This window comes from Streptomyces deserti (assembly GCF_054782695.1).
Map to the genome: position 1 here is coordinate 113,239 of NZ_BAAGRZ010000012.1, position 17,785 is coordinate 131,023.

At 70.8% G+C, this 17,785-nt stretch carries 19 protein-coding genes and 1 tRNA gene; 10 read left to right on the forward strand and 10 right to left on the reverse strand.

The features are described from left to right. Positions 1-114: 114 nt before the first annotated feature. The 3 genes from ACYVMZ_RS21175 to phoU form a co-directional block, all read right to left on the reverse strand. Entirely contained in the window at positions 115-363 is a 249-nt protein-coding gene (locus tag ACYVMZ_RS21175; RefSeq protein ID WP_461081904.1) for an SCO4226 family nickel-binding protein, read from the reverse strand. Between the two features lie 174 nt (positions 364-537). Then, positions 538-693 (reverse strand): hypothetical protein, encoded by a 156-nt coding sequence (locus tag ACYVMZ_RS21180; protein ID WP_461081906.1) that lies wholly within the window; start codon positions 691-693, stop codon positions 538-540. Positions 694-812: 119 nt separating this feature from the next. Beyond that, complete coding sequence (gene phoU, locus ACYVMZ_RS21185) at positions 813-1,511, reverse strand: phosphate signaling complex protein PhoU (RefSeq protein WP_461081908.1); 699 nt, start codon at positions 1,509-1,511, stop codon at positions 813-815. A 190-nt stretch (positions 1,512-1,701) separates the two neighbouring features. Between phoU and ACYVMZ_RS21190 the strand changes: the two genes are divergently transcribed. Both ACYVMZ_RS21190 and ACYVMZ_RS21195 read left to right on the forward strand, forming a co-directional pair. After that, positions 1,702-3,081 (forward strand): sensor histidine kinase, encoded by a 1,380-nt coding sequence (locus ACYVMZ_RS21190; protein ID WP_461081910.1) that lies wholly within the window; start codon positions 1,702-1,704, stop codon positions 3,079-3,081. Beyond that, positions 3,078-3,758, forward strand: a complete 681-nt coding sequence (locus tag ACYVMZ_RS21195; RefSeq protein ID WP_461081912.1) for a response regulator — start codon at positions 3,078-3,080, stop codon at positions 3,756-3,758. Before ACYVMZ_RS21190 ends, ACYVMZ_RS21195 begins: the two co-directional genes overlap by 4 nt. Before the next feature lie 152 nt (positions 3,759-3,910). On the opposite strand, the gene ACYVMZ_RS21200 is transcribed toward ACYVMZ_RS21195, so the two are convergent. After that, on the reverse strand, positions 3,911-4,600 hold the full coding sequence (locus tag ACYVMZ_RS21200) for a copper chaperone PCu(A)C (protein ID WP_461081914.1): 690 nt from the start codon (positions 4,598-4,600) through the stop codon (positions 3,911-3,913). 584 nt (positions 4,601-5,184) lie between these two features. Here ACYVMZ_RS21200 and ACYVMZ_RS21205 point away from each other — a divergent pair. From ACYVMZ_RS21205 to ACYVMZ_RS21230, 6 genes are all read left to right on the forward strand, one after another. Then, positions 5,185-5,667 (forward strand): CarD family transcriptional regulator, encoded by a 483-nt coding sequence (locus tag ACYVMZ_RS21205; RefSeq protein WP_003953493.1) that lies wholly within the window; start codon positions 5,185-5,187, stop codon positions 5,665-5,667. Between the two features lie 287 nt (positions 5,668-5,954). Continuing rightward, positions 5,955-6,719: a 2-C-methyl-D-erythritol 4-phosphate cytidylyltransferase gene (gene ispD, locus ACYVMZ_RS21210; RefSeq protein WP_461081916.1), complete on the forward strand. Its 765-nt coding sequence runs from the start codon at positions 5,955-5,957 to the stop codon at positions 6,717-6,719. Beyond that, positions 6,709-7,218: a 2-C-methyl-D-erythritol 2,4-cyclodiphosphate synthase gene (gene ispF / locus ACYVMZ_RS21215; protein ID WP_461081918.1), complete on the forward strand. Its 510-nt coding sequence runs from the start codon at positions 6,709-6,711 to the stop codon at positions 7,216-7,218. The genes ispD and ispF overlap by 11 nt, the downstream gene beginning before the upstream one ends. A 113-nt stretch (positions 7,219-7,331) precedes the next feature. Next, positions 7,332-8,729, forward strand: a complete 1,398-nt coding sequence (gene cysS, locus ACYVMZ_RS21220) for a cysteine--tRNA ligase (protein ID WP_461081920.1) — start codon at positions 7,332-7,334, stop codon at positions 8,727-8,729. 88 nt (positions 8,730-8,817) lie between these two features. Beyond that, complete coding sequence (rlmB, locus tag ACYVMZ_RS21225) at positions 8,818-9,753, forward strand: 23S rRNA (guanosine(2251)-2'-O)-methyltransferase RlmB (RefSeq protein ID WP_461081922.1); 936 nt, start codon at positions 8,818-8,820, stop codon at positions 9,751-9,753. 118 nt (positions 9,754-9,871) lie between these two features. Further along, complete coding sequence (locus ACYVMZ_RS21230; protein WP_461081924.1) at positions 9,872-11,578, forward strand: DoxX family protein; 1,707 nt, start codon at positions 9,872-9,874, stop codon at positions 11,576-11,578. Positions 11,579-11,707: 129 nt separating this feature from the next. On the opposite strand, the gene ACYVMZ_RS21235 is transcribed toward ACYVMZ_RS21230, so the two are convergent. The 4 genes from ACYVMZ_RS21235 to ACYVMZ_RS21250 form a co-directional block, all read right to left on the reverse strand. After that, positions 11,708-12,439: a nucleotidyltransferase family protein gene (locus tag ACYVMZ_RS21235; RefSeq protein ID WP_461081926.1), complete on the reverse strand. Its 732-nt coding sequence runs from the start codon at positions 12,437-12,439 to the stop codon at positions 11,708-11,710. An 89-nt stretch (positions 12,440-12,528) separates the two neighbouring features. Next, on the reverse strand, positions 12,529-12,984 hold the full coding sequence (locus ACYVMZ_RS21240; RefSeq protein ID WP_461081928.1) for a hypothetical protein: 456 nt from the start codon (positions 12,982-12,984) through the stop codon (positions 12,529-12,531). A 200-nt stretch (positions 12,985-13,184) separates the two neighbouring features. Beyond that, positions 13,185-14,273, reverse strand: a complete 1,089-nt coding sequence (locus ACYVMZ_RS21245) for an ABC transporter ATP-binding protein (protein WP_461081930.1) — start codon at positions 14,271-14,273, stop codon at positions 13,185-13,187. Between the two features lie 196 nt (positions 14,274-14,469). Beyond that, positions 14,470-15,435, reverse strand: coding sequence for a helix-turn-helix transcriptional regulator (locus tag ACYVMZ_RS21250; RefSeq protein WP_461081932.1), 966 nt, complete (start codon positions 15,433-15,435; stop codon positions 14,470-14,472). Positions 15,436-15,560: 125 nt separating this feature from the next. Between ACYVMZ_RS21250 and ACYVMZ_RS21255 the strand changes: the two genes are divergently transcribed. Both ACYVMZ_RS21255 and ACYVMZ_RS21260 read left to right on the forward strand, forming a co-directional pair. Continuing rightward, a complete protein-coding gene (locus tag ACYVMZ_RS21255) occupies positions 15,561-15,974 on the forward strand; it encodes a DUF3224 domain-containing protein (protein ID WP_461081934.1) in 414 nt (137 codons plus the stop codon). Positions 15,975-16,074: 100 nt separating this feature from the next. Then, positions 16,075-16,151 (forward strand) — tRNA-Thr (locus ACYVMZ_RS21260). Positions 16,152-16,437: 286 nt separating this feature from the next. Here the strand turns inward: ACYVMZ_RS21260 and ACYVMZ_RS21265 are convergent. After that, complete coding sequence (locus ACYVMZ_RS21265) at positions 16,438-16,962, reverse strand: glycosyltransferase (protein ID WP_461082089.1); 525 nt, start codon at positions 16,960-16,962, stop codon at positions 16,438-16,440. A gap of 42 nt (positions 16,963-17,004) precedes the next feature. Then, positions 17,005-17,652, reverse strand: coding sequence for a glycosyltransferase (locus ACYVMZ_RS21270; RefSeq protein ID WP_461081936.1), 648 nt, complete (start codon positions 17,650-17,652; stop codon positions 17,005-17,007). Between the last annotated feature and the right edge of the window lie 133 nt (positions 17,653-17,785).

Consider the following 17,785-nt stretch of genomic DNA (forward strand, 5'->3'; position numbering starts at 1 on the left):
TACGCGGGTGCCTCACTCCGTGCGTGAACGATGCCAGGGGGCCCGAGGAAGTCCCGAGGGGCGATCCCCTCCGAACCCCTCGGGACCCCCACGGGCCCCATCAGCAGAAACCGGTCAAACGGTGAGCGGCACCGCGTGGATCTCGTCGGCCTTGTGGCCGGCGCGCTCGTGGATGCGCTGGACCGCGTCGGCGGAGGGAGCCTCGGACAGGCAGTAGATGACGCCGGTGTCGGGGTCCGCCCACGCCTTCTCGAAGTGGACGCCCTCCTCCTTCTCTATCGCGAGGTCGGCGTTGTGGGCCTGCCGCAGCTGTTCCTCCGTGATGCCCTTCATGCCGTGGTGGACATCCATGAACTTGGCCATGGCCACGCACCTCCTTCGTCCGCGTGCGCTCGCCTGCTCCTCTCCTTCCATGCTGCGCCCGCTGCACCGGAGGGGCGACCGCGCGGGCACCGCCCGCATGCCATCGCGATGCCGCCCGCATGGCGAAGGCCCCGGCGTCGGCGCCGGGGCCCTTCACTGTCGTACGAGTACGTCTCAACCGCACTGGCAGGGACTGCCCGACTGGCAGCCGCAGCCGCAGCCCGAGCCGCAGCCGCAGGCGGCTATCAGGGTCAGGTTCCTGACCTCGGCGGGCTGCTCGGTCTCGCGCTCCTGCGTGGGGTCGGGTGTCGTGCTGGGGGATTCGGCCATGGTCCCTCCTCAAGGCTGGTGCCTGGTGCCCATTGGACGCCCGTTCGGCTGGGCGCATCAACGGCGCATAGAGGCTTGCGCGCCCCGGGGAATCCCCGGCCGACCCCTTTCGCGCCTGATCAGGCGCTCTCGGCGCCCGCCACCGGCTGGATCTCCGGCTTGTCCGCCTGGAGCTCGTCGGCGTGCTCGCCGGTCACCAGGTACACCACCCGCTTGGCGACGGAGACCGCGTGGTCGGCGAAGCGCTCGTAGTAGCGGCCGACGAGGGTGACGTCGACGGCCGTCTCGATGCCGTGCTTCCAGCGGTCGTCCATCAGGTGCTGGAAGAGGGTGCGGTGCAGCAGGTCCATCGCGTCGTCGTCCTGCTCCAGCTGGAGCGCCAGGTCGACGTCCTTCGTGATGATCACCTCGGCCGCCTTCGCCATCAGGCGCTGGGCGAGCTGGCCCATCTCCAGGATGGTGGCGTGCAGGTCGTGGGGGACCGCACGGTCCGGGTAACGCAGCCGGGCGAGCTTCGCCACGTGCTGGGCGAGGTCGCCGGAGCGCTCCAGGTCGGCCGACATGCGCAGGGAGGTGACGACGATACGCAGGTCCGTCGCCACCGGCTGCTGCCGCGCCAGCAGGGCTATCGCCCGGGCCTCCAGGTCGTGCTGGAGTTCGTCGACCTTCGCGTCGGCCTCGATCACGCTCTCGGCCAGCTTCAGGTCGGAGTCGAGGATGGCGGTCGTGGCGCGCCCGATCGCCGACCCGACCAGCCTGGCCATCTCCACCAGACCGTCGCCGATCGAATCCAGTTCCTCGTGGTACGCGTCCCGCATCAGGGTTCCCTCTCGTACGTCAATTTCGGGGGGCTCGCACCCCACGCTCCCACGTTCCGCCCCGTACGCGTCCGTTTCCGTCATCCCAAATGAACCATTACTGGCTCCAAGGTGAACTCTGGGCGACGAGTGTTCGAGCTCGGCCTCCGACGGCTGTGGGGATGTCTTCCCCCATGCCTAACCTGGATGCATGGACGTGAACGCGGCGGTCGCCGCAGCGGCAGCGATCGCCGGAGTGCTCACCGGCGTCATCGCCATGCTCGCGTTCCGCTGGAGCGAGCGCGAGCAGAAGCGCCCGACCCGCACCTCCCTGCACACGGACCCGGTGCTTCCGCCGGGCGTGGACACGGTCCTGTCCGTGCTGCGCTCCTCCGCCGTCGTCCTCGACGAGGCGGACGCCGTGGTCAAGGCCAGCTCCGCCGCGTACGCCCTCGGACTGGTCCGCGGCGGCAAGCTCGCCGTCGAGCCCATGCTGCAGATGGCCCGGGACACCCGGCGGGACGGGGAGATACGCCAGGTCGAGCTGGATCTCCCGCGGCGCGGGACCGGGCGGGGCGAGGCCCTCGCCGTCTCCGCGCGCGTGGCGCCCCTCGGCTCCCGGCTGGTGCTGCTGCTCGTCGAGGACCTCACCGAGGCCCGCCGTATCGAGGCGGTCCGGCGCGACTTCGTCGCGAACGTCAGCCACGAGCTCAAGACACCCGTCGGTGCGCTCTCCCTCCTCTCGGAGGCCGTCATGGACGCCTCCGACGACCCGGAGGCCGTGCAGCGCTTCGCCGGACGGATGCAGATCGAGGCGACCCGGCTCACCAACCTGGTCCAGGAGCTCATCGACCTGTCCCGGGTGCAGAACGACGATCCGCTGGAGGACGCCGAGCCGGTCCGCGTCGACGAACTGGTCGCCGAGGCCATCGACCGCTGCCGCCACCAGGCCGGCACCAAGCAGATCACCATGGCCGCCTCGATCAAGGGGCCCGAAGAGCCTTCCGCTGAGGGTGGTGGTGGGCGACGGACGGGCACCGCGGACCTGGCCGTGTGGGGCAACCGCGGCCAGCTCGCCGCCGCCCTCGGCAACCTCGTCGAGAACGCCGTCAACTACTCCCCGGCCCGCACCCGCGTCGGCATAGCCGCCCGCAGGGTGAGCCAGCCGAGCGGGGACCTGATCGAGATCGCCGTCACCGACCAGGGCATCGGCATCTCCGACCGGGACAAGGAGCGCATCTTCGAGCGCTTCTACCGCGTCGACCCCGCCCGCTCCCGTGCCACCGGCGGCACGGGACTGGGCCTCGCGATCGTGAAGCACGTGGTCGCCTCGCACGGCGGGGAGGTCACGGTGTGGAGCGCCGAAGGCCAGGGCTCCACCTTCACCCTGCGGCTGCCGGAGGCCGGTGCTGCCCGCGACCGCGCGGGACAGCGGCCCACCCGCGACGATCGCGCAGACCTCGACGAAGACGAAGAGGCCGACCGGTCCACCCCCTCATCTGCCACATCCCCCACATCCCACACATCCGCCGACTCATCCCCGAACACCACCGCGTACGAAACGCTTTCCGCCCCGGAGGTCCTTCCGTGACCCGTGTGCTCGTCGTCGAGGACGAGGAGTCCTTCTCCGACGCCCTGTCGTACATGCTCCGCAAGGAGGGCTTCGAGGTCGCCGTCGCGACCACCGGGCCCGACGGACTCGACGAGTTCGAGCGCAACGGCGCCGACCTCGTCCTCCTCGACCTGATGCTGCCCGGCCTGCCGGGCACCGAGGTCTGCCGCCAGCTGCGCGGCAAGTCCAACGTCCCCGTGATCATGGTGACGGCCAAGGACAGCGAGATCGACAAGGTGGTCGGCCTGGAAATAGGTGCCGACGACTATGTCACCAAGCCGTTCTCCTCGCGCGAGCTGGTCGCCCGGATCCGCGCCGTGCTGCGCCGCCGCGGCGAGCCGGAGGAGGTGGCACCGGCCGCCCTGGAGGCCGGTCCGGTCCGCATGGACGTCGACCGGCACGTCGTCACTGTGGGCGGCACCAAGATCGACCTTCCGCTGAAGGAGTTCGATCTCCTGGAGATGCTGCTGCGCAACGCCGGCCGCGTGCTGACCCGCATGCAGCTCATCGACCGCGTCTGGGGCGCCGACTACGTCGGTGACACCAAGACCCTCGACGTCCACGTCAAGCGCCTGCGCGCCAAGATCGAGCCGGACCCGGGCGCGCCGCGCTACCTGGTGACGGTCCGCGGCCTCGGCTACAAGTTCGAGCCGTAAACCGGAACCGGCCGTACGGCGGATCCGTACACCGCCTGTACGACACGAAGGGCGGGACCTCTCCAGGAGGTCCCGCCCTTCTCGTACCTTCTCGTACCTTCTCGTACGACTGAGGTACGGCAGCTGAGGTACGGCAGCCGAGGTGCCGCTGCTCAGTGGCCGGCGGCCGACCCGCCCTCCGGCGACTCGCCGGCCGACGCGCTCGCCGACGCGGAGTCGGTCGGGGTGGACGGCGTGGCCGGGGTCTCGCCCGGCGAGGCCGACGCGCCCTCGGAGGGGCTGCCGGACGGACTGCCCGTCGGATCGGCCGAGGCGCCCGGCGCGGCGGGGACCTCGGTCGGGCCCCAGGAGGAGAAGTAGCCCTCGGCCGGGACGACGAACGCCTCCAGGCTCACGTCACCGGTCTTGCTGAAGGTGAAGGTGACCTTCTGGGCGTTGCCGTCCTGGACGGCCTCGCGGCTGCTCGGCAGGACCGCCGAGGCATTGTCCTTGCCGCCCAGGATCAGCGAACCGCCGGCCGGGACGGTCAGGCTCCCGCCCTTGGCCGGGGTGAGCTCGGCGGTCTTGCCGGTGCCGGGGAGGGTGACCGACTCCAGCCTCTGGTCGGTGGTGCCGGAGTTGAACAGGGTGGCGGAGATCACCGCCGGGCCCGTCGACTCCCGGTCCGGCTGCGTGATGACGATCGCGTTCTGGACCTTGATGTCGCCCACGGTCGTTGCCGCGTTGTCCGGCCTGACCTGCAGGGTCTGAGCGTTGTGGCCGGCGCCGCACGCGGCGAGCGAGGCGATCGAGAACGCGATGGCGGCGGCGGCGAGGGCGCCGCGTCGAAGGCTGCTGCTCACGGCGGCGGCAACTCCTTGACTCGAGCGAGGCGGCGGCGAGGTGTAAAGCCGCCCTAAGTGGCTGTCAGCGGCCTTAGGTTACCGAGCCGGTCCCAGGCGGCCGCACCCGACCCCCCGGCACCCCCGATCCCGCTCCGTCCCCAGGGCCTCCGAGGTCACATTGGGCCGGCTCGTCCGCCATTCACATAAGCAGCCCCGGGAGTACCGCGAAATTTCCGTGAACGAATGCGCGGAGCCCCGCAGAATTGATCACCGCCCGCTCGGCCCGTCGCTCAATGATCAATTCCGGATTCGGCCGGAACCCGGCTCGGGCCACCGAACGGAGTAGCGGAAGTCGGGCACCTGGAACCGGACATATCGGGATGTTCGGTCGCTCGGAGGGGCCTCCGGATGCGTGTAACGTACGCGTTTCAGTCGCCCCGGACAGCCGCTCCGACCTGCGAATACTTTCTTCCGCTGCCCCCGCGAAGCACGTTCCTGTCGCTGTTGTCAAGCCCCGAGATATGCCCTGACCTGCGAAAACGCCATTCAGAAGCCGCCGTATCCGTGTTACCCTGGATAGCCACGGAAGGGGTACCTGTCACATGACGTTCAAGGTTGGCGACACCGTGGTCTATCCCCATCACGGGGCCGCGCTGATCGAGGCCATCGAAACTCGCCAGATCAAAGGCGTGGACAAGACCTACTTGGTGCTGAAGGTCGCCCAGGGTGACCTGACGGTACGTGTGCCAGCGGACAATGCGGAGTTCGTCGGCGTGCGTGATGTGGTCGGTCAGGACGGGCTGGACCGGGTCTTCGAGGTGCTGCGCGCGCCGTATGCCGAGGAGCCCACGAACTGGTCCCGTCGCTACAAGGCAAACCTGGAGAAGCTCGCCTCGGGTGATGTCATCAAGGTCGCGGAAGTCGTGCGTGACCTGTGGCGTCGTGAGCGCGAGCGCGGACTCTCCGCCGGTGAGAAGCGCATGCTCGCCAAGGCCCGCCAGATCCTGGTGAGCGAACTCGCCCTCGCGGAGAACACCAACGAGGACAAGGCCGAGGCCCTGCTCGACGAGGTTCTCGCCTCCTGACCCGAGGCGAAGCCCGTTCGTTCAGCACTTCGCCAGCACATTGAAATGCCGCGGTGCCCGATGACGTATCTCCTGTCGCCGGGCGCTGCGGCATGTTCGTACGCACATGTCGTACGCCGGGGGTGTCCCCCGTACCTGACGTGCCGGGCCCGGGCAGCTGGCTCGACCAGTGTCACGGAAGGGTCCGGTCAAGGCGTCGCGCCCGGCACTCCCCCGAGCTCTTGGAGCAGGGGGTACCCCCAGGGCCATACCCACGTAGGCCAAGCGCACAAACCTGACAGGAACCGATGTCTGACGATTCGCGCCCTTCGCCGTCGGCAGCCCGTACGGGGGTCCGTACGGCAGCCGTGATCCCGGCCGCCGGCCGAGGTGTACGCCTCGGTCCGGGCGCCCCCAAGGCGCTCCGCGCGCTGGGCGGCACTCCCATGCTCATCCACGCGGTGCGCGCGATGGCCGCGTCCCGCCATGTCTCCCTCGTGATCGTCGTGGCCCCGCCCGACGGTGCGGGCGAGGTCAGGTCGCTGCTCGACGCGCACGCGCTGCCCGAGCGCACGGACTTTCTCGTGGTGCCGGGCGGAGCGACGCGGCAGGAGTCCGTGAGGCTCGGCCTGGACGCGCTGCCGGCCGACTACGACATCGTGCTGGTGCACGACGCGGCGCGGCCGCTGGTCCCGGTGGACACGGTGGACGGTGTGATCGAGGCGGTGCGCGAGGGCGCGCCGGCGGTGGTTCCGGCGCTGCCGCTCGCCGACACGGTCAAGGAGGTCGAGCCGGCCGCGACCCCGGGTGAGCCCGAGCCGGTCGTCGCCACGCCCGAGCGGGCGCGGCTGCGGGCGGTGCAGACGCCGCAGGGGTTCGAGCGGGCGACGCTCGTACGGGCGCACGAGGTGGTGACCGGTGAGGTGACCGATGACGCCGGGATGGTCGAGCGGCTCGGGCTGACGGTGGTGGCGGTGCCCGGGCACGAGGAGGCGTTCAAGGTCACGCGCCCCTTGGACATGGTGCTGGCCGAGGCGGTGCTGGCGCGCAGGAGGCTGACCGATGGGTTCTGAGGGGCTCGAGGAGTTCGCGGGGGTGCCTCTGCCGCAGGTCGGCATCGGGACCGACATCCATGCCTTCGAGGAAGGGCGGGAGCTGTGGTGCGCGGGGCTGAAGTGGGAGGGAGAGGGGCCCGGGCTGGCCGGGCACTCCGACGCGGACGTCGTCGCCCACGCGGCCTGCAACGCGCTGTTCTCCGCCGCCGGGCTCGGTGATCTGGGGCAGCATTTCGGCACCGGGCGGCCCGAGTGGTCGGGGGCGTCGGGGGTGGTGCTGCTGACGGAGGCCGCGCGGATCGTGCGCGCGGCGGGGTTCCGGATCGGCAACGTCGCGGTGCAGGTCGTCGGGCCCCGGCCGAAGATCGGTAAGCGCCGGGAGGAGGCCCAGAAGATTCTGTCGGAGGCGGTGGGGGCGCCGGTGTCCGTGTCGGGGGCGACGACGGACGGGCTGGGTTTCCCCGGGCGCGGTGAGGGACTCATGGCCATCGCCACGGCCCTGGTGGTCCGGTCCTGACCTTCCTGCCCACCGGCGCTCCGCCCCGGAGCCCTCCAACGGCTACGTCACGAATGCATCCCCCTCGAGCCGATGGTCGCATGGCACTCCGTGCGGCCCACTACCCTGGAGTGGTGACTATTCGCCTGTACGACACCAGCGCCCGGCAGATCCGTGACTTCACCCCGCTCAAGCCGGGTTGTGTCTCGATCTACCTGTGTGGCGCCACCGTGCAGGCGGCTCCGCACATCGGGCACATCCGGTCGGGGCTGAACTTCGACATCATGCGCCGCTGGTTCGAGTACCGCGGCTATGACGTGACGTTCGTCCGGAACGTCACGGACATCGACGACAAGATCATCGCCAAGTCGGCCGACCAGGGCCGCCCCTGGTGGGCCATCGGCTACGAGAACGAGCGTGCCTTCAACGACGGGTACAGCGTGCTCGGCTGCCTTCCGCCCACGTACGAGCCGCGTGCCACCGGTCATGTCACCGAGATGGTCGAGATGATGCGCACGCTCATCGAGCGCGGGCACGCCTATGAGGCCGACGGCAGTGTGTACTTCGACGTCCGGTCCTGGCCCTCCTACCTGGAACTGTCGGGGCAGGACCTGGAGGAGATGCGCCAGCCCGCCGAGGAGGGCATCACCGGCAAGCGGGATCCGCGGGACTTCGCCATGTGGAAGGCGACCAAGCCCGGTGAGCCCGACTGGGAGACGCCGTGGGGGCGTGGGCGTCCGGGGTGGCACCTGGAGTGCTCCGCCATGGCGCACAAGTATCTGGGCTCCGCCTTCGACATCCACGGTGGCGGGCTCGACCTGGTCTTCCCGCACCACGAGAACGAGATCGCCCAGGCCAAGGCCTACGGCGACGACTTCGCCCAGTACTGGGTGCACAACGCCTGGGTGACGATGAGCGGCGAGAAGATGTCCAAGTCGCTCGGCAACTCCGTGCTCGTGTCGGAGATGGTCAAGCAGTGGCGGCCCATCGTGCTCCGGTACTACCTGGGCACTCCGCACTACCGCTCGACCATCGAGTACAGCGAGGAGGCCCTGCGCGAGGCCGAGTCCGCGTTCGCGCGGATCGAGGGGTTCGTGCAGCGCGTGGTGGAGAAGGCCGGAGTCGTCGAGCCGGCCCCCGAGGTGCCGCTCGCCTTCGCCGAGGCGATGGACGACGACCTGGGGGTGCCGCAGGCGCTCGCCGTCGTGCACACGACGGTGCGGCAGGGCAACTCCGCGCTGGCCGCCGACGACAAGGAGGCCGCCGTGGCGCGGCTCGCCGAGGTGCGGGCCATGCTGGGCGTCCTCGGCCTCGACCCGCTCGATGCGCACTGGGTCGGGGAGAACGACCGGGGCGAGGATCTGCACGGCGTCGTCGACAGCCTCGTGCGGATGGTCCTGGACCAGCGCGAAGCCGCCCGGGCGCGGAAGGACTGGGCCACGGCGGACGCCATCCGGGACCAGCTGGGCCAGTCCGGGCTGGTCATCGAGGACAGCCCGCAGGGTCCGCGCTGGAGCCTCGGCCCGCGCTAGCGCCCTGCTTGATCGACTGTGCCGCCCGGGCCTCCGGGCGGCACACTTCACAGACGTACGTACGCACGCAGACAGAGACAGGTAGATCATGGCCGCGAACAACCGCCGCATGTCCGGCAAGAAGGGCGCGCAGGTCGGCAGTGGCGGCAAGCGGCGCCGGAGCCTGGAGGGCAAGGGGCCGACCCCGCCCGCCGAGATGCGCAAGGGGCACGCCAAGCAGCGCGCCGCCCAGGCCAAGGCCCGGCGCGCCCAGAGCCGCGCCAAGGGTCCCCGCTCCAAGGGCACCTCCGAGCTCGTCGTCGGCCGCAACCCCGTCGTCGAGGCGCTGCGCGAGGGCGTACCCGCCACCACGCTGTACGTCCAGCAGTTCATCGACAACGACGAGCGGGTGCGAGAGGCCCTTCAGCTGGCCGCCGAGCGCGGGGGGATCAACCTCATGGAGGCGCCCCGGCCCGAGCTCGACCGGATGACCAACGGGCTGAACCACCAGGGGCTGGTGCTCCAGGTCCCGCCGTACGAGTACGCCCATCCGCAGGACCTCGCCGACGCCGCCGCCGACGCGGGTGAGGACCCGCTGATCGTCGCCCTCGACGGAGTGACCGACCCGCGCAACCTCGGTGCCGTCGTGCGGTCCGTCGCCGCCTTCGGCGGGCACGGTGTCGTCGTACCCGAGCGGCGGGCCGCCGGTATGACCGCCGGTGCCTGGAAGACGTCCGCCGGTACCGCCGCCCGTACGCCCGTCGCCCGTGCCACGAATCTGACGCGGGCTCTCGAGGCGTACAAGAAGGCCGGGCTCATCGTGGTCGGGCTCGCCGCCGACGGGGACGTCGAACTCGGTGAGCTGGAGGCGCTGGAGGGGCCCGTCGTCATCGTCGTCGGCAGCGAGGGCAAGGGGCTGTCGCGGCTGGTCGGCGAGACGTGCGACTTCCGGGTGCGGATCCCGATGCCCGGCGGCGCGGAGTCGCTCAACGCCGGTGTCGCGGCGGGCGTCGTGCTGTACGAGGCGGCGCGCCGCCGCGCCTGAACGCATGTTCGGCATCTCCACTCATTCAGGGGATTCGGGGCGGCCCGGACAAGCTTGACGCTGTCCGGACAGATCCGGCGGGTCAAAGCAGTGTCCTAACTCGGCGTCACTCGGTTAGATGAGTGTGGACACCAGAACACCCCGCACACCCACGGGGGACCGCTCGTCGGGACACGACGACGCTCCCGCGCTGAGCATGGTGAAGGTGCCGAGCGATCCGGCGCAGGTCATCGTCAACCACGCGAGTTTCCGCGTGCAGCTGGGCGCCTCGACGCGGCGCATCCAATCCCCTCGGATCGCACGGCACATGAGCGCCGCCGAGGACACCGCCCGCATCCCCGTCATGGGTGCCGAGGGCCGGGCGGACGCGACCGCCGCCCGCCGTCGGCCCGTCGTCTGGAGCGGCAGGTCCGCCCCGGACGACACCGGCGCCCACCGGCTCCTGCAGGCTGTGCGGAGCGAAAGCGTCCGCCACGCCGACGAGCAGACCTCCGACGCCGGGGCCACCCAGGTCATTCCCCGCGTCGACACCGGGTACGGCGGCGACAACCCCCAGGACGAGTTCGCCCAGACCGTCGAAACGCCCGTCGTCGGCGCCCAGCGCACCCCCCCTTCCGGTGAGACGCGCGTGCTGCCGCCCATGCGCACCGTCGGCAGCGCCTACGACGAACCCGCCTACGACGAACCCGCCTACGACGAGACGGCCTACGGCGACGACGAGTTCGAGGACACCGGCGCCTACCAGGCAGCGGACGACGACGAGACCGAGCGGCCGGGCAAGCGGCACGGCGACGACCCCGCACGGCACGCCTACTACCCGGGCCGCCGTATGAACCTCGGCGTCGTCCTGCTGCCGCTGCGCGTCTTCCTCGGCTGCATCTCCATCTACGCCGGGATGGGCAAGCTGTGCGACCCCGTCTACTTCGACGGCGGCGAGCGCGGCTCCATGGTCAAGTGGCTCAACACCCTGCACCCCTGGGAAGTCGCCGAACCGCTGCGCCAGTTCGCCCTCCAGCACCCGGTCGGCTCCGGTCTCGTCATCGCCTTCGCCCAGGTCATCGTCGGCGTCCTGACGGTCCTGGGCTGCTGGCAGCGCCTCGCCGCCGTCGGCGGTGCGATGCTGTCGGCCGCGCTGCTGGTCACCGTCAGCTGGACGAGCGTCCCCGCCTACGAGACGCCCGACATCATCTACCTCGCCGCCTGGTCCCCGCTGATCACCGCCGGCGCCCCCGTCTACTCCGTCGACGGCCGCCTCGCGGGCAGCGCCTGGCGCCGCCTCGGACCCCGCGCCCACATCTGGGACCTGCGCCGCTACGTGCTGCGCCGCGGCGCCCTCGTCACCGCCGTCGTCACCGGGATCACGCTCCTGGTCGGTTCGCTGCTCGGCGGTGCCGTCCGGGACACCGACCGCGTGGTCGTCCCCGGTCCCGGCGAGGCCCCGCGCAACGAACTGCCCGGCTCCCCGCTCCCGCAGGAGCCCGGCAAACGGCAGAAGAGGACGCCGTCGGCCTCCGTCTCGCCGACCCAGGGCGCCACCTCGGGTACGGCCAGCCCGTCCACGGACGCCGCGACCACCCCGGGCGCGGCCCGGGAGAGCGGCACCGCCACCGGCGGCGGCGTGCCCAGCCAGACCCAGGGCAGCGCGGGCCAGGCCCCGCCGCAGCAGTCCTCCCCGGCCGGAGAGGCACCGAGCACCAGCTCCGGGCCGACCTCCGGCGGCAGTGCCACCAGCGGCAGCGGCGGCTCGACCGGCGGCTCCGACAGCAGCGGCGGCGGCTCCTCGTCGTCCGGACAGCCGGGGCTGGTGGGCGGCCTGCTGGGATAGGCCCGTAGAGGCCGTACGCGTACGACAAAAGGGGTCCCGCACGGACGACGTGCGGGACCTCTTCGGCATGGCAGAGGGGATGTGTTTCGGCGTGGCGGAAGTCGGCGGACGTAGGCGACGGACGGGGCGTCAGCGGCCCTGCGCCGCCAGCTCTTTCGCCGCCTCCGTCAGGTCCTTCGCGGTGTCGATGGCGCGCCAGTAGGAGCCCTGCGGGATCGGGAAGCCGGCCAGGCGGCGTACGCGGGCCAGGTGCGGGAACGTGGTGCGCTCGTGGTCGCCGCGCGCCGGGAGCATGGCGGCGAACTCGGGGGAGAAGACGTACACACCCGCGTTGATCTCGAAGGTGGACGGCGGGGACTCGATGAAGTCGGTGATGTGGCCGAAGCCGTCGGTCTTCACCGCGCCCCACGGGATGCGCGGGCGGGCCAGGGCGACCGTCGCGACGGCGTCGCGCTCGGTGTGGAAGTCCGCCATGTCGCGCAGCGAGAAACGGGTCCAGATGTCGCCGTTCGTGGCGTACCAGGGCTGGTCCGGGTGGGGGAGGTGCGCGGCGGCGTACTTGAGGCCGCCGCCCCGGCCGAGGGGTTCCGACTCGACGACGGTCGTGACGGACACGGGCAGGTCGGCGGAGTCCAGCCACTTCTGCAGGACCTCGGCGAGATGGCCGCAGGAGATCACGACGTCCGTGACGCCCTCCTCGGCGAGCCAGGACAGCTGATGGCCGATGATCGGCGTCCCCGTGCCGGGGATCTCGACCATCGGCTTGGGCCGGTCGTCGGTGTAGGGACGCAGCCGGGAGCCTTGGCCGCCGGCGAGAACGACGGCTTGAACGGGGCGGGACGCGGCACTCGGATCGGTCATGACCGAACTGTACGTGGCGCCCCGCGCTCGCATCCCGCAGGCGACCGTTTCCTTGACCAGCTGTTACCCGCTGTGACGAACCTCCGCGCTCAGCCGTGCGCGGCGGCGACGCCCGAGGCGAAGGAGGTGTCGCAGACGGGCCGCGCGTACGACTGCGCGCGGGTCGGGCCGTACACCTTGACCGCGGCGCGGCCGAGGGCGCGGGCGATCGAGGTGCAGTGCTCGGCCAGCGAGGGGCGGCCGTTGACGGCCTGCTGGAGGTGGGTGAGGACGGTGCCCGGGTCCTCCTCCTGCAGCTCGGTCAGCAGCTGGTCCCGCAGCACGTCCTGCGGCGCGCGCTCGGCGGCCCGCGACGAGGCTGAGGACGTGGTGGTGTCCGCGGCGGTCAGCACCGGGCCCGAGGAGTTCCCCGACCAGTTGACGTGGGTGACCGCGAGGGTCCCGGAGAGCACCAGGACGACGGGCAGGACGAGGGCGAGGGAGCGGCCGATCCGGCGGGCGGGGCCCCGGCCGCGTCGCGTCTGTGGGGTAGTGGAGTGCTTCACGCGTGTGAGGGTAGCGTGCAGTGATGGTTTGTAGACATTTAGTCACCGGTTCGGGGGATGAGACAGTCCCTGATTGTGGGTAAGGCGTTGACGCACACTGCTCGAAATGACCGATGTGCCGGGGTATTTGTCGACAACGAGAAGGGCCCCGCAGTTGGTCCGCGGGGCCCGATTCGTCAACCTGGGTGAATTACCCGGAGTCAGTCGGAGAGGCGCTCGCCCGTGGAGGTCGAGAACACGTGGGTCTCGCCGGAGCGCGGCACGACGTGCAGCGTGGAGCCCTTCTCCGGGACGTCCCGGCCGCTGACCCGCACGACCAGGTCCTTGGCCTCGTCGCCGAGCTTCGCGGTGCCGTAGACGTACGCGTCGGCGCCCAGCTCCTCGACCACGTTCACCGTGATGGCCAGACCCAGGTCGGCGTCCGCGCCGGCCACGTCGAAGTGCTCGGGACGGACACCGACGGTGACCGTCTTGTCGGTGGTCGCGGACAGCGCGTCGCGGTCCACCGGCACGACCGACTTGCCGAACTTGATACCGCCGTCGGTGATCGGCACCTCGACCAGGTTCATCGCCGGGGAGCCGATGAAGCCGGCCACGAAGAGGTTGGCGGGCCTGTCGTACATGTTGCGCGGGGTGTCGATCTGCTGGAGCAGACCGTCCTTGAGGACCGCCACACGGTCGCCCATCGTCATGGCCTCGACCTGGTCGTGGGTGACGTAGACGGTGGTGATGCCGAGGCGGCGCTGCAGCGACGCGATCTGCGTACGGGTGGAGACGCGGAGCTTGGCGTCCAGGTTGGACAGCGGCTCGTCCATGAGGAACACCTGCGGCTCACGCACGATGGCGCGGCCCATCGCGACACGCTGGCGCTGACCACCGGACAGGGCCTTCGGCTTGCGGTCCAGGTACTCGCTGAGGTCGAGGATCTTCGCGGCCTCCTCGACCTTCTGCCGGATCTCCGCCTTCGGCACACCGGCGATCTTGAGCGCGAAGCCCATGTTGTCGGCGACCGTCATGTGCGGGTACAGGGCGTAGTTCTGGAACACCATGGCGATGTCCCGGTCCTTCGGCGGCAGGTGGGTGACGTCACGGTCGCCGATGCGGATGGCGCCGGAGTTCACGTCCTCGAGCCCCGCCAGCATGCGGAGGGAGGTGGACTTTCCACAGCCGGACGGGCCGACCAGAACGAGGAACTCGCCGTCCTCGATCTCGATGTCGAGCGCGTCCACGGCGGGCTTGTCGGAACCCGGGTAGATCCGGGTCGCCTTGTCGAACGAGACAGTGGCCATGGTGAATGGGCCCCCTTCTACCGGCAGGAACGTGCCGGACGATCCGTTGTAGGAAGGTGGTGCCACGACGGGTGATTCCGTGTGGTTTTGTTTGGTGTAGTCCACGCAGTGAACTGGCTCAGGACGGTACCTGGCGTTCACCTGGTCTGTCAGTACCTCGGGCCCTGTGAATTTCGCGGCAACTTTCGAGGCCGGTTCAGCCGTAGCGGTCCGCCAGCACCGTCACGGCCCGGGCGACGGCCCGCCGCAGCCCGGGAGGGCCGAGCACCTCGGCCTCCGTGCCGAGCCTGAGCAGGTCGCCGACCGCGACCGCCTCCGTCTCGACGGGCATGTCCACCTCCACCCAGCCCGCATCGTCCGGCGGACCCGCACTCTCCAGGGCCCGTACGCCCGCCGCGCCGAACTGCATGGGCAGCAGCCGCTGCGCGCGGGGCGAGATCCGCAGCCGGGCGGTGCCCTGGTGCAGAGCGGACTCCAGACGCCGGGAGGACTCCTCCCAGTAGGCGGCCAGATCGAACCCGGCGGGACGCTCGAAGACCTCCCCGGTGTCCTCCGCCGACAGCACACGCGACACCCGATACGTCCGTACGGCCGTCTCCTCCGCCTGCGCCACCAGGTACCAGATGCCGCCCTTCAGGACGAGCCCCAGCGGACGCACCTCACGGTGCACCTCACCGCCCCACCGCCGGTAGTGCACCCGCAGCACCCGGTGCTCCCACACCGCCCGCGCGACCGCCTCCAGATGCGGGACCGGGTCGGCCTCCCGGAACCACGCCGGCGCGTCCAGATGGAACCGTTCCTGAACCCGCCGCGCCTGCTCGGCCAGCTCGGCGGGCAGAGCGGCCTGCACCTTCAGCTGGGCGCTCGCCAGCACCGCCCCCAGTCCCAGATCCCGCGCCGGACCGGGCACCCCGGCGAGGAACAGCGAACCGGCCTCCGCGTCCGTGAGCCCGGTCAGCCGTGTGCGATAGCCGTCCATCAGGCGGTACCCGCCGACGGGCCCGCGATCGGCGCACACCGGTACGCCCGCCGCGCTCAGCGCCTCGATGTCCCGGTAGACCGTCCGGACCGACACCTCCAGCTCGGCGGCGAGCTCCGGCGCGGTCATCCGGCCGCGGCTCTGCAGGAGCAGGAGGAGGGAGAGGAGGCGGTCGGCACGCATGCGGGCCATTGTCCCGGCGGATCCGCCGTACCTGACAGGAGATGTCAGGTACGGCCGCCAAGGTGGTCACACACGGCTCCGCACGGCAGGTGCGGGGCGCCTTCCTGCTGTACGGAGGACCTTCCATGACCACGACCCGTACGACCGGCCACTTCACCTTCGCCGACTGGGAGGAGCACGGCCTCGGCCCGGGCGACGACGCGAGCCCCCGCCTCGCCCGCGCCACCGTCACCAACACCTTCACCGGCGGCATCGAGGCCGCCGAGACCATCTGCGCGTACACGATCGCCTACCTCACCGAGAAGACCGGCACCTACACCGGCATGGAGCTGATCTCCGGCCGGCTCGACGGGCGCGAGGGCACCTTCGTGGTGGAGGAGCGCGGCCACTTCGACGCCGACGGGACCGTGCACTGCACGTTCGAGGTCGTGGCGGGGTCGGGTGGTGGGGAGCTGACGGGCCTGCGCGGGACGGGGCGCTTCACCGCCCGGCACGGGGAGAAGTCCGTGGCGTACGACTTCGACTACGCGCTGGACTGAGGTGCGGCGGCCCTGCTCGGACCGCGGAACTTCGTGGCTTCGGGAAACGGGCTCTGTGTACAGTGGAGCCGCCTTCACGCGTGGCGTCGTCCCGCGTGATGCCTCCTTAGCTCAGATGGTCAGAGCAGCTGTCTTGTAAACAGCAGGTCGTCGGTTCGAATCCGACAGGGGGCTCCACCTCTGACCAGCGGTTTCCTTCGGGGAGCCGCTGTTCTGTTTTCCGCCTGGTTGCAGTGCTGGTTGCGACAGAAGCGTTCACCCCCACAGCGCATCCCCCATCCGCTTCGCCGCATCATTCGCGAGGACCGAGGCGTGGCTACGTTCACGACTCGGGCAGCGTTTGCTCACGACTTTGGGAGGCGGCTGGGGGCGCGGCGACGTTCGAATTGTCCACGCGTTTCGGCAGCACCGGATGCGGCAGAGTGCCTCGGGCAGCCTGGCACAGCAGCACGGCGATGCGGCTTTACCCGGCGCTCTCTGAGCCGATGCGGGCGAGCAGCGAAGCGGTGCCGTCCTCTGCAGCGATCCCGTGGGCGAGTTCGGCCGCGCGGCTGCGGTGGGCCGGCTCGGACAGGCAGGCCGTGATCGCGTTGCCGAGGGCTGCGGCTGTGAGGCCTTGGAACGGCACAGGCCGCGGGGCAACTCCCAGCTCGCACAGCCGAGACGCCCAGAACGGCTGGTCGGCCATGACGGGAATGGGCACAGCGGGCACACCGGCGCGCAGTCCGGCTCCGGTGGTGCCCGCCCCGGCATGGTGGACGACGGCGGCGACGCGAGGGAACAGCCAGTCGTGCGGGACGTCGCCGATGGCCAGGACGTCGGCGCCGCAGCCGCTCAAATTGGCCCACCCCGCCTGCACCACCGCGCGCTCGCCTGCCCGCTTCACCGCCCCGGCCACCAGCTCACTGAGCCGTTCCCCCTGCCCCGCCGCCATACTGCCGAACCCGATGAACACCGGGGGCGGACCGGCCTGGAGGAAGTCGACCAGTTCGGCCGGGGGTTGCCAGCCGTCCGGCCGCGCGGGCCACCATTAGCCCGCCACTTCGGCCCAGGGCGGCCAGTCCTCGGGGCGCGGCACCACCAGCGGGCTGAAGCCGTGGAAGACCGGCCGGATGTCCACCGGTGCCAAGGGCTCGCCTGCGGGCAGCCCGAGGTGGGCGCGCAGCCGGGTGACGGCGCCCGCGAAAACCCCTTCCGCGCGCCTCAGCACATCCCGGCCCGCGGCAAGGTTGTCCTCCGGTCCCAGGCCATCGGTGCTCCGTGCGTTGGGCAGCGGGAACTGTCCGGTGGCGAACGCCGGTACGAGGTAGGTGCCGATGACGGGGACGCCGAACGCTTCGCCGGCTGTCCGGCTGAGCGGTGCCGGACCGAAGGCCGTGAGTAGCAGGTCGGCTCCGCCCGCCACGGCCTCCGCCACCCCATCGGCGAGTCCGTCCGCGTACGCCCTCGTCAGTGCCTGGGTCTCCTCCCGCGACATCGCCCGGGCCCAGTCCTGGATCAGCCCCTGCGGGTCTCCCGGCACAGGCCGGTAGTCGATACCGCACCCGCCGACGAGTGCTTCGAAGGATGGGTGAGCAGCCACGGCGACCTGATGGCCCACGTCCAGCAGGCGTCGCCCCAGGCCCGTGTAGGGCGCGACGTCCCCCCGTGAACCGGCGGTGATGATCAGAATGCGCATGGAGCGATTCGCCTCGGCGAACGCCGCCCGACCACCATCACCTGCCACGGGGATCCCTCAGCCCACCTGACTGCTGCGACCCCGAGTCGATGTGTGCTGTCGTTACTCATGAACATCGAACATCTTCACGTCG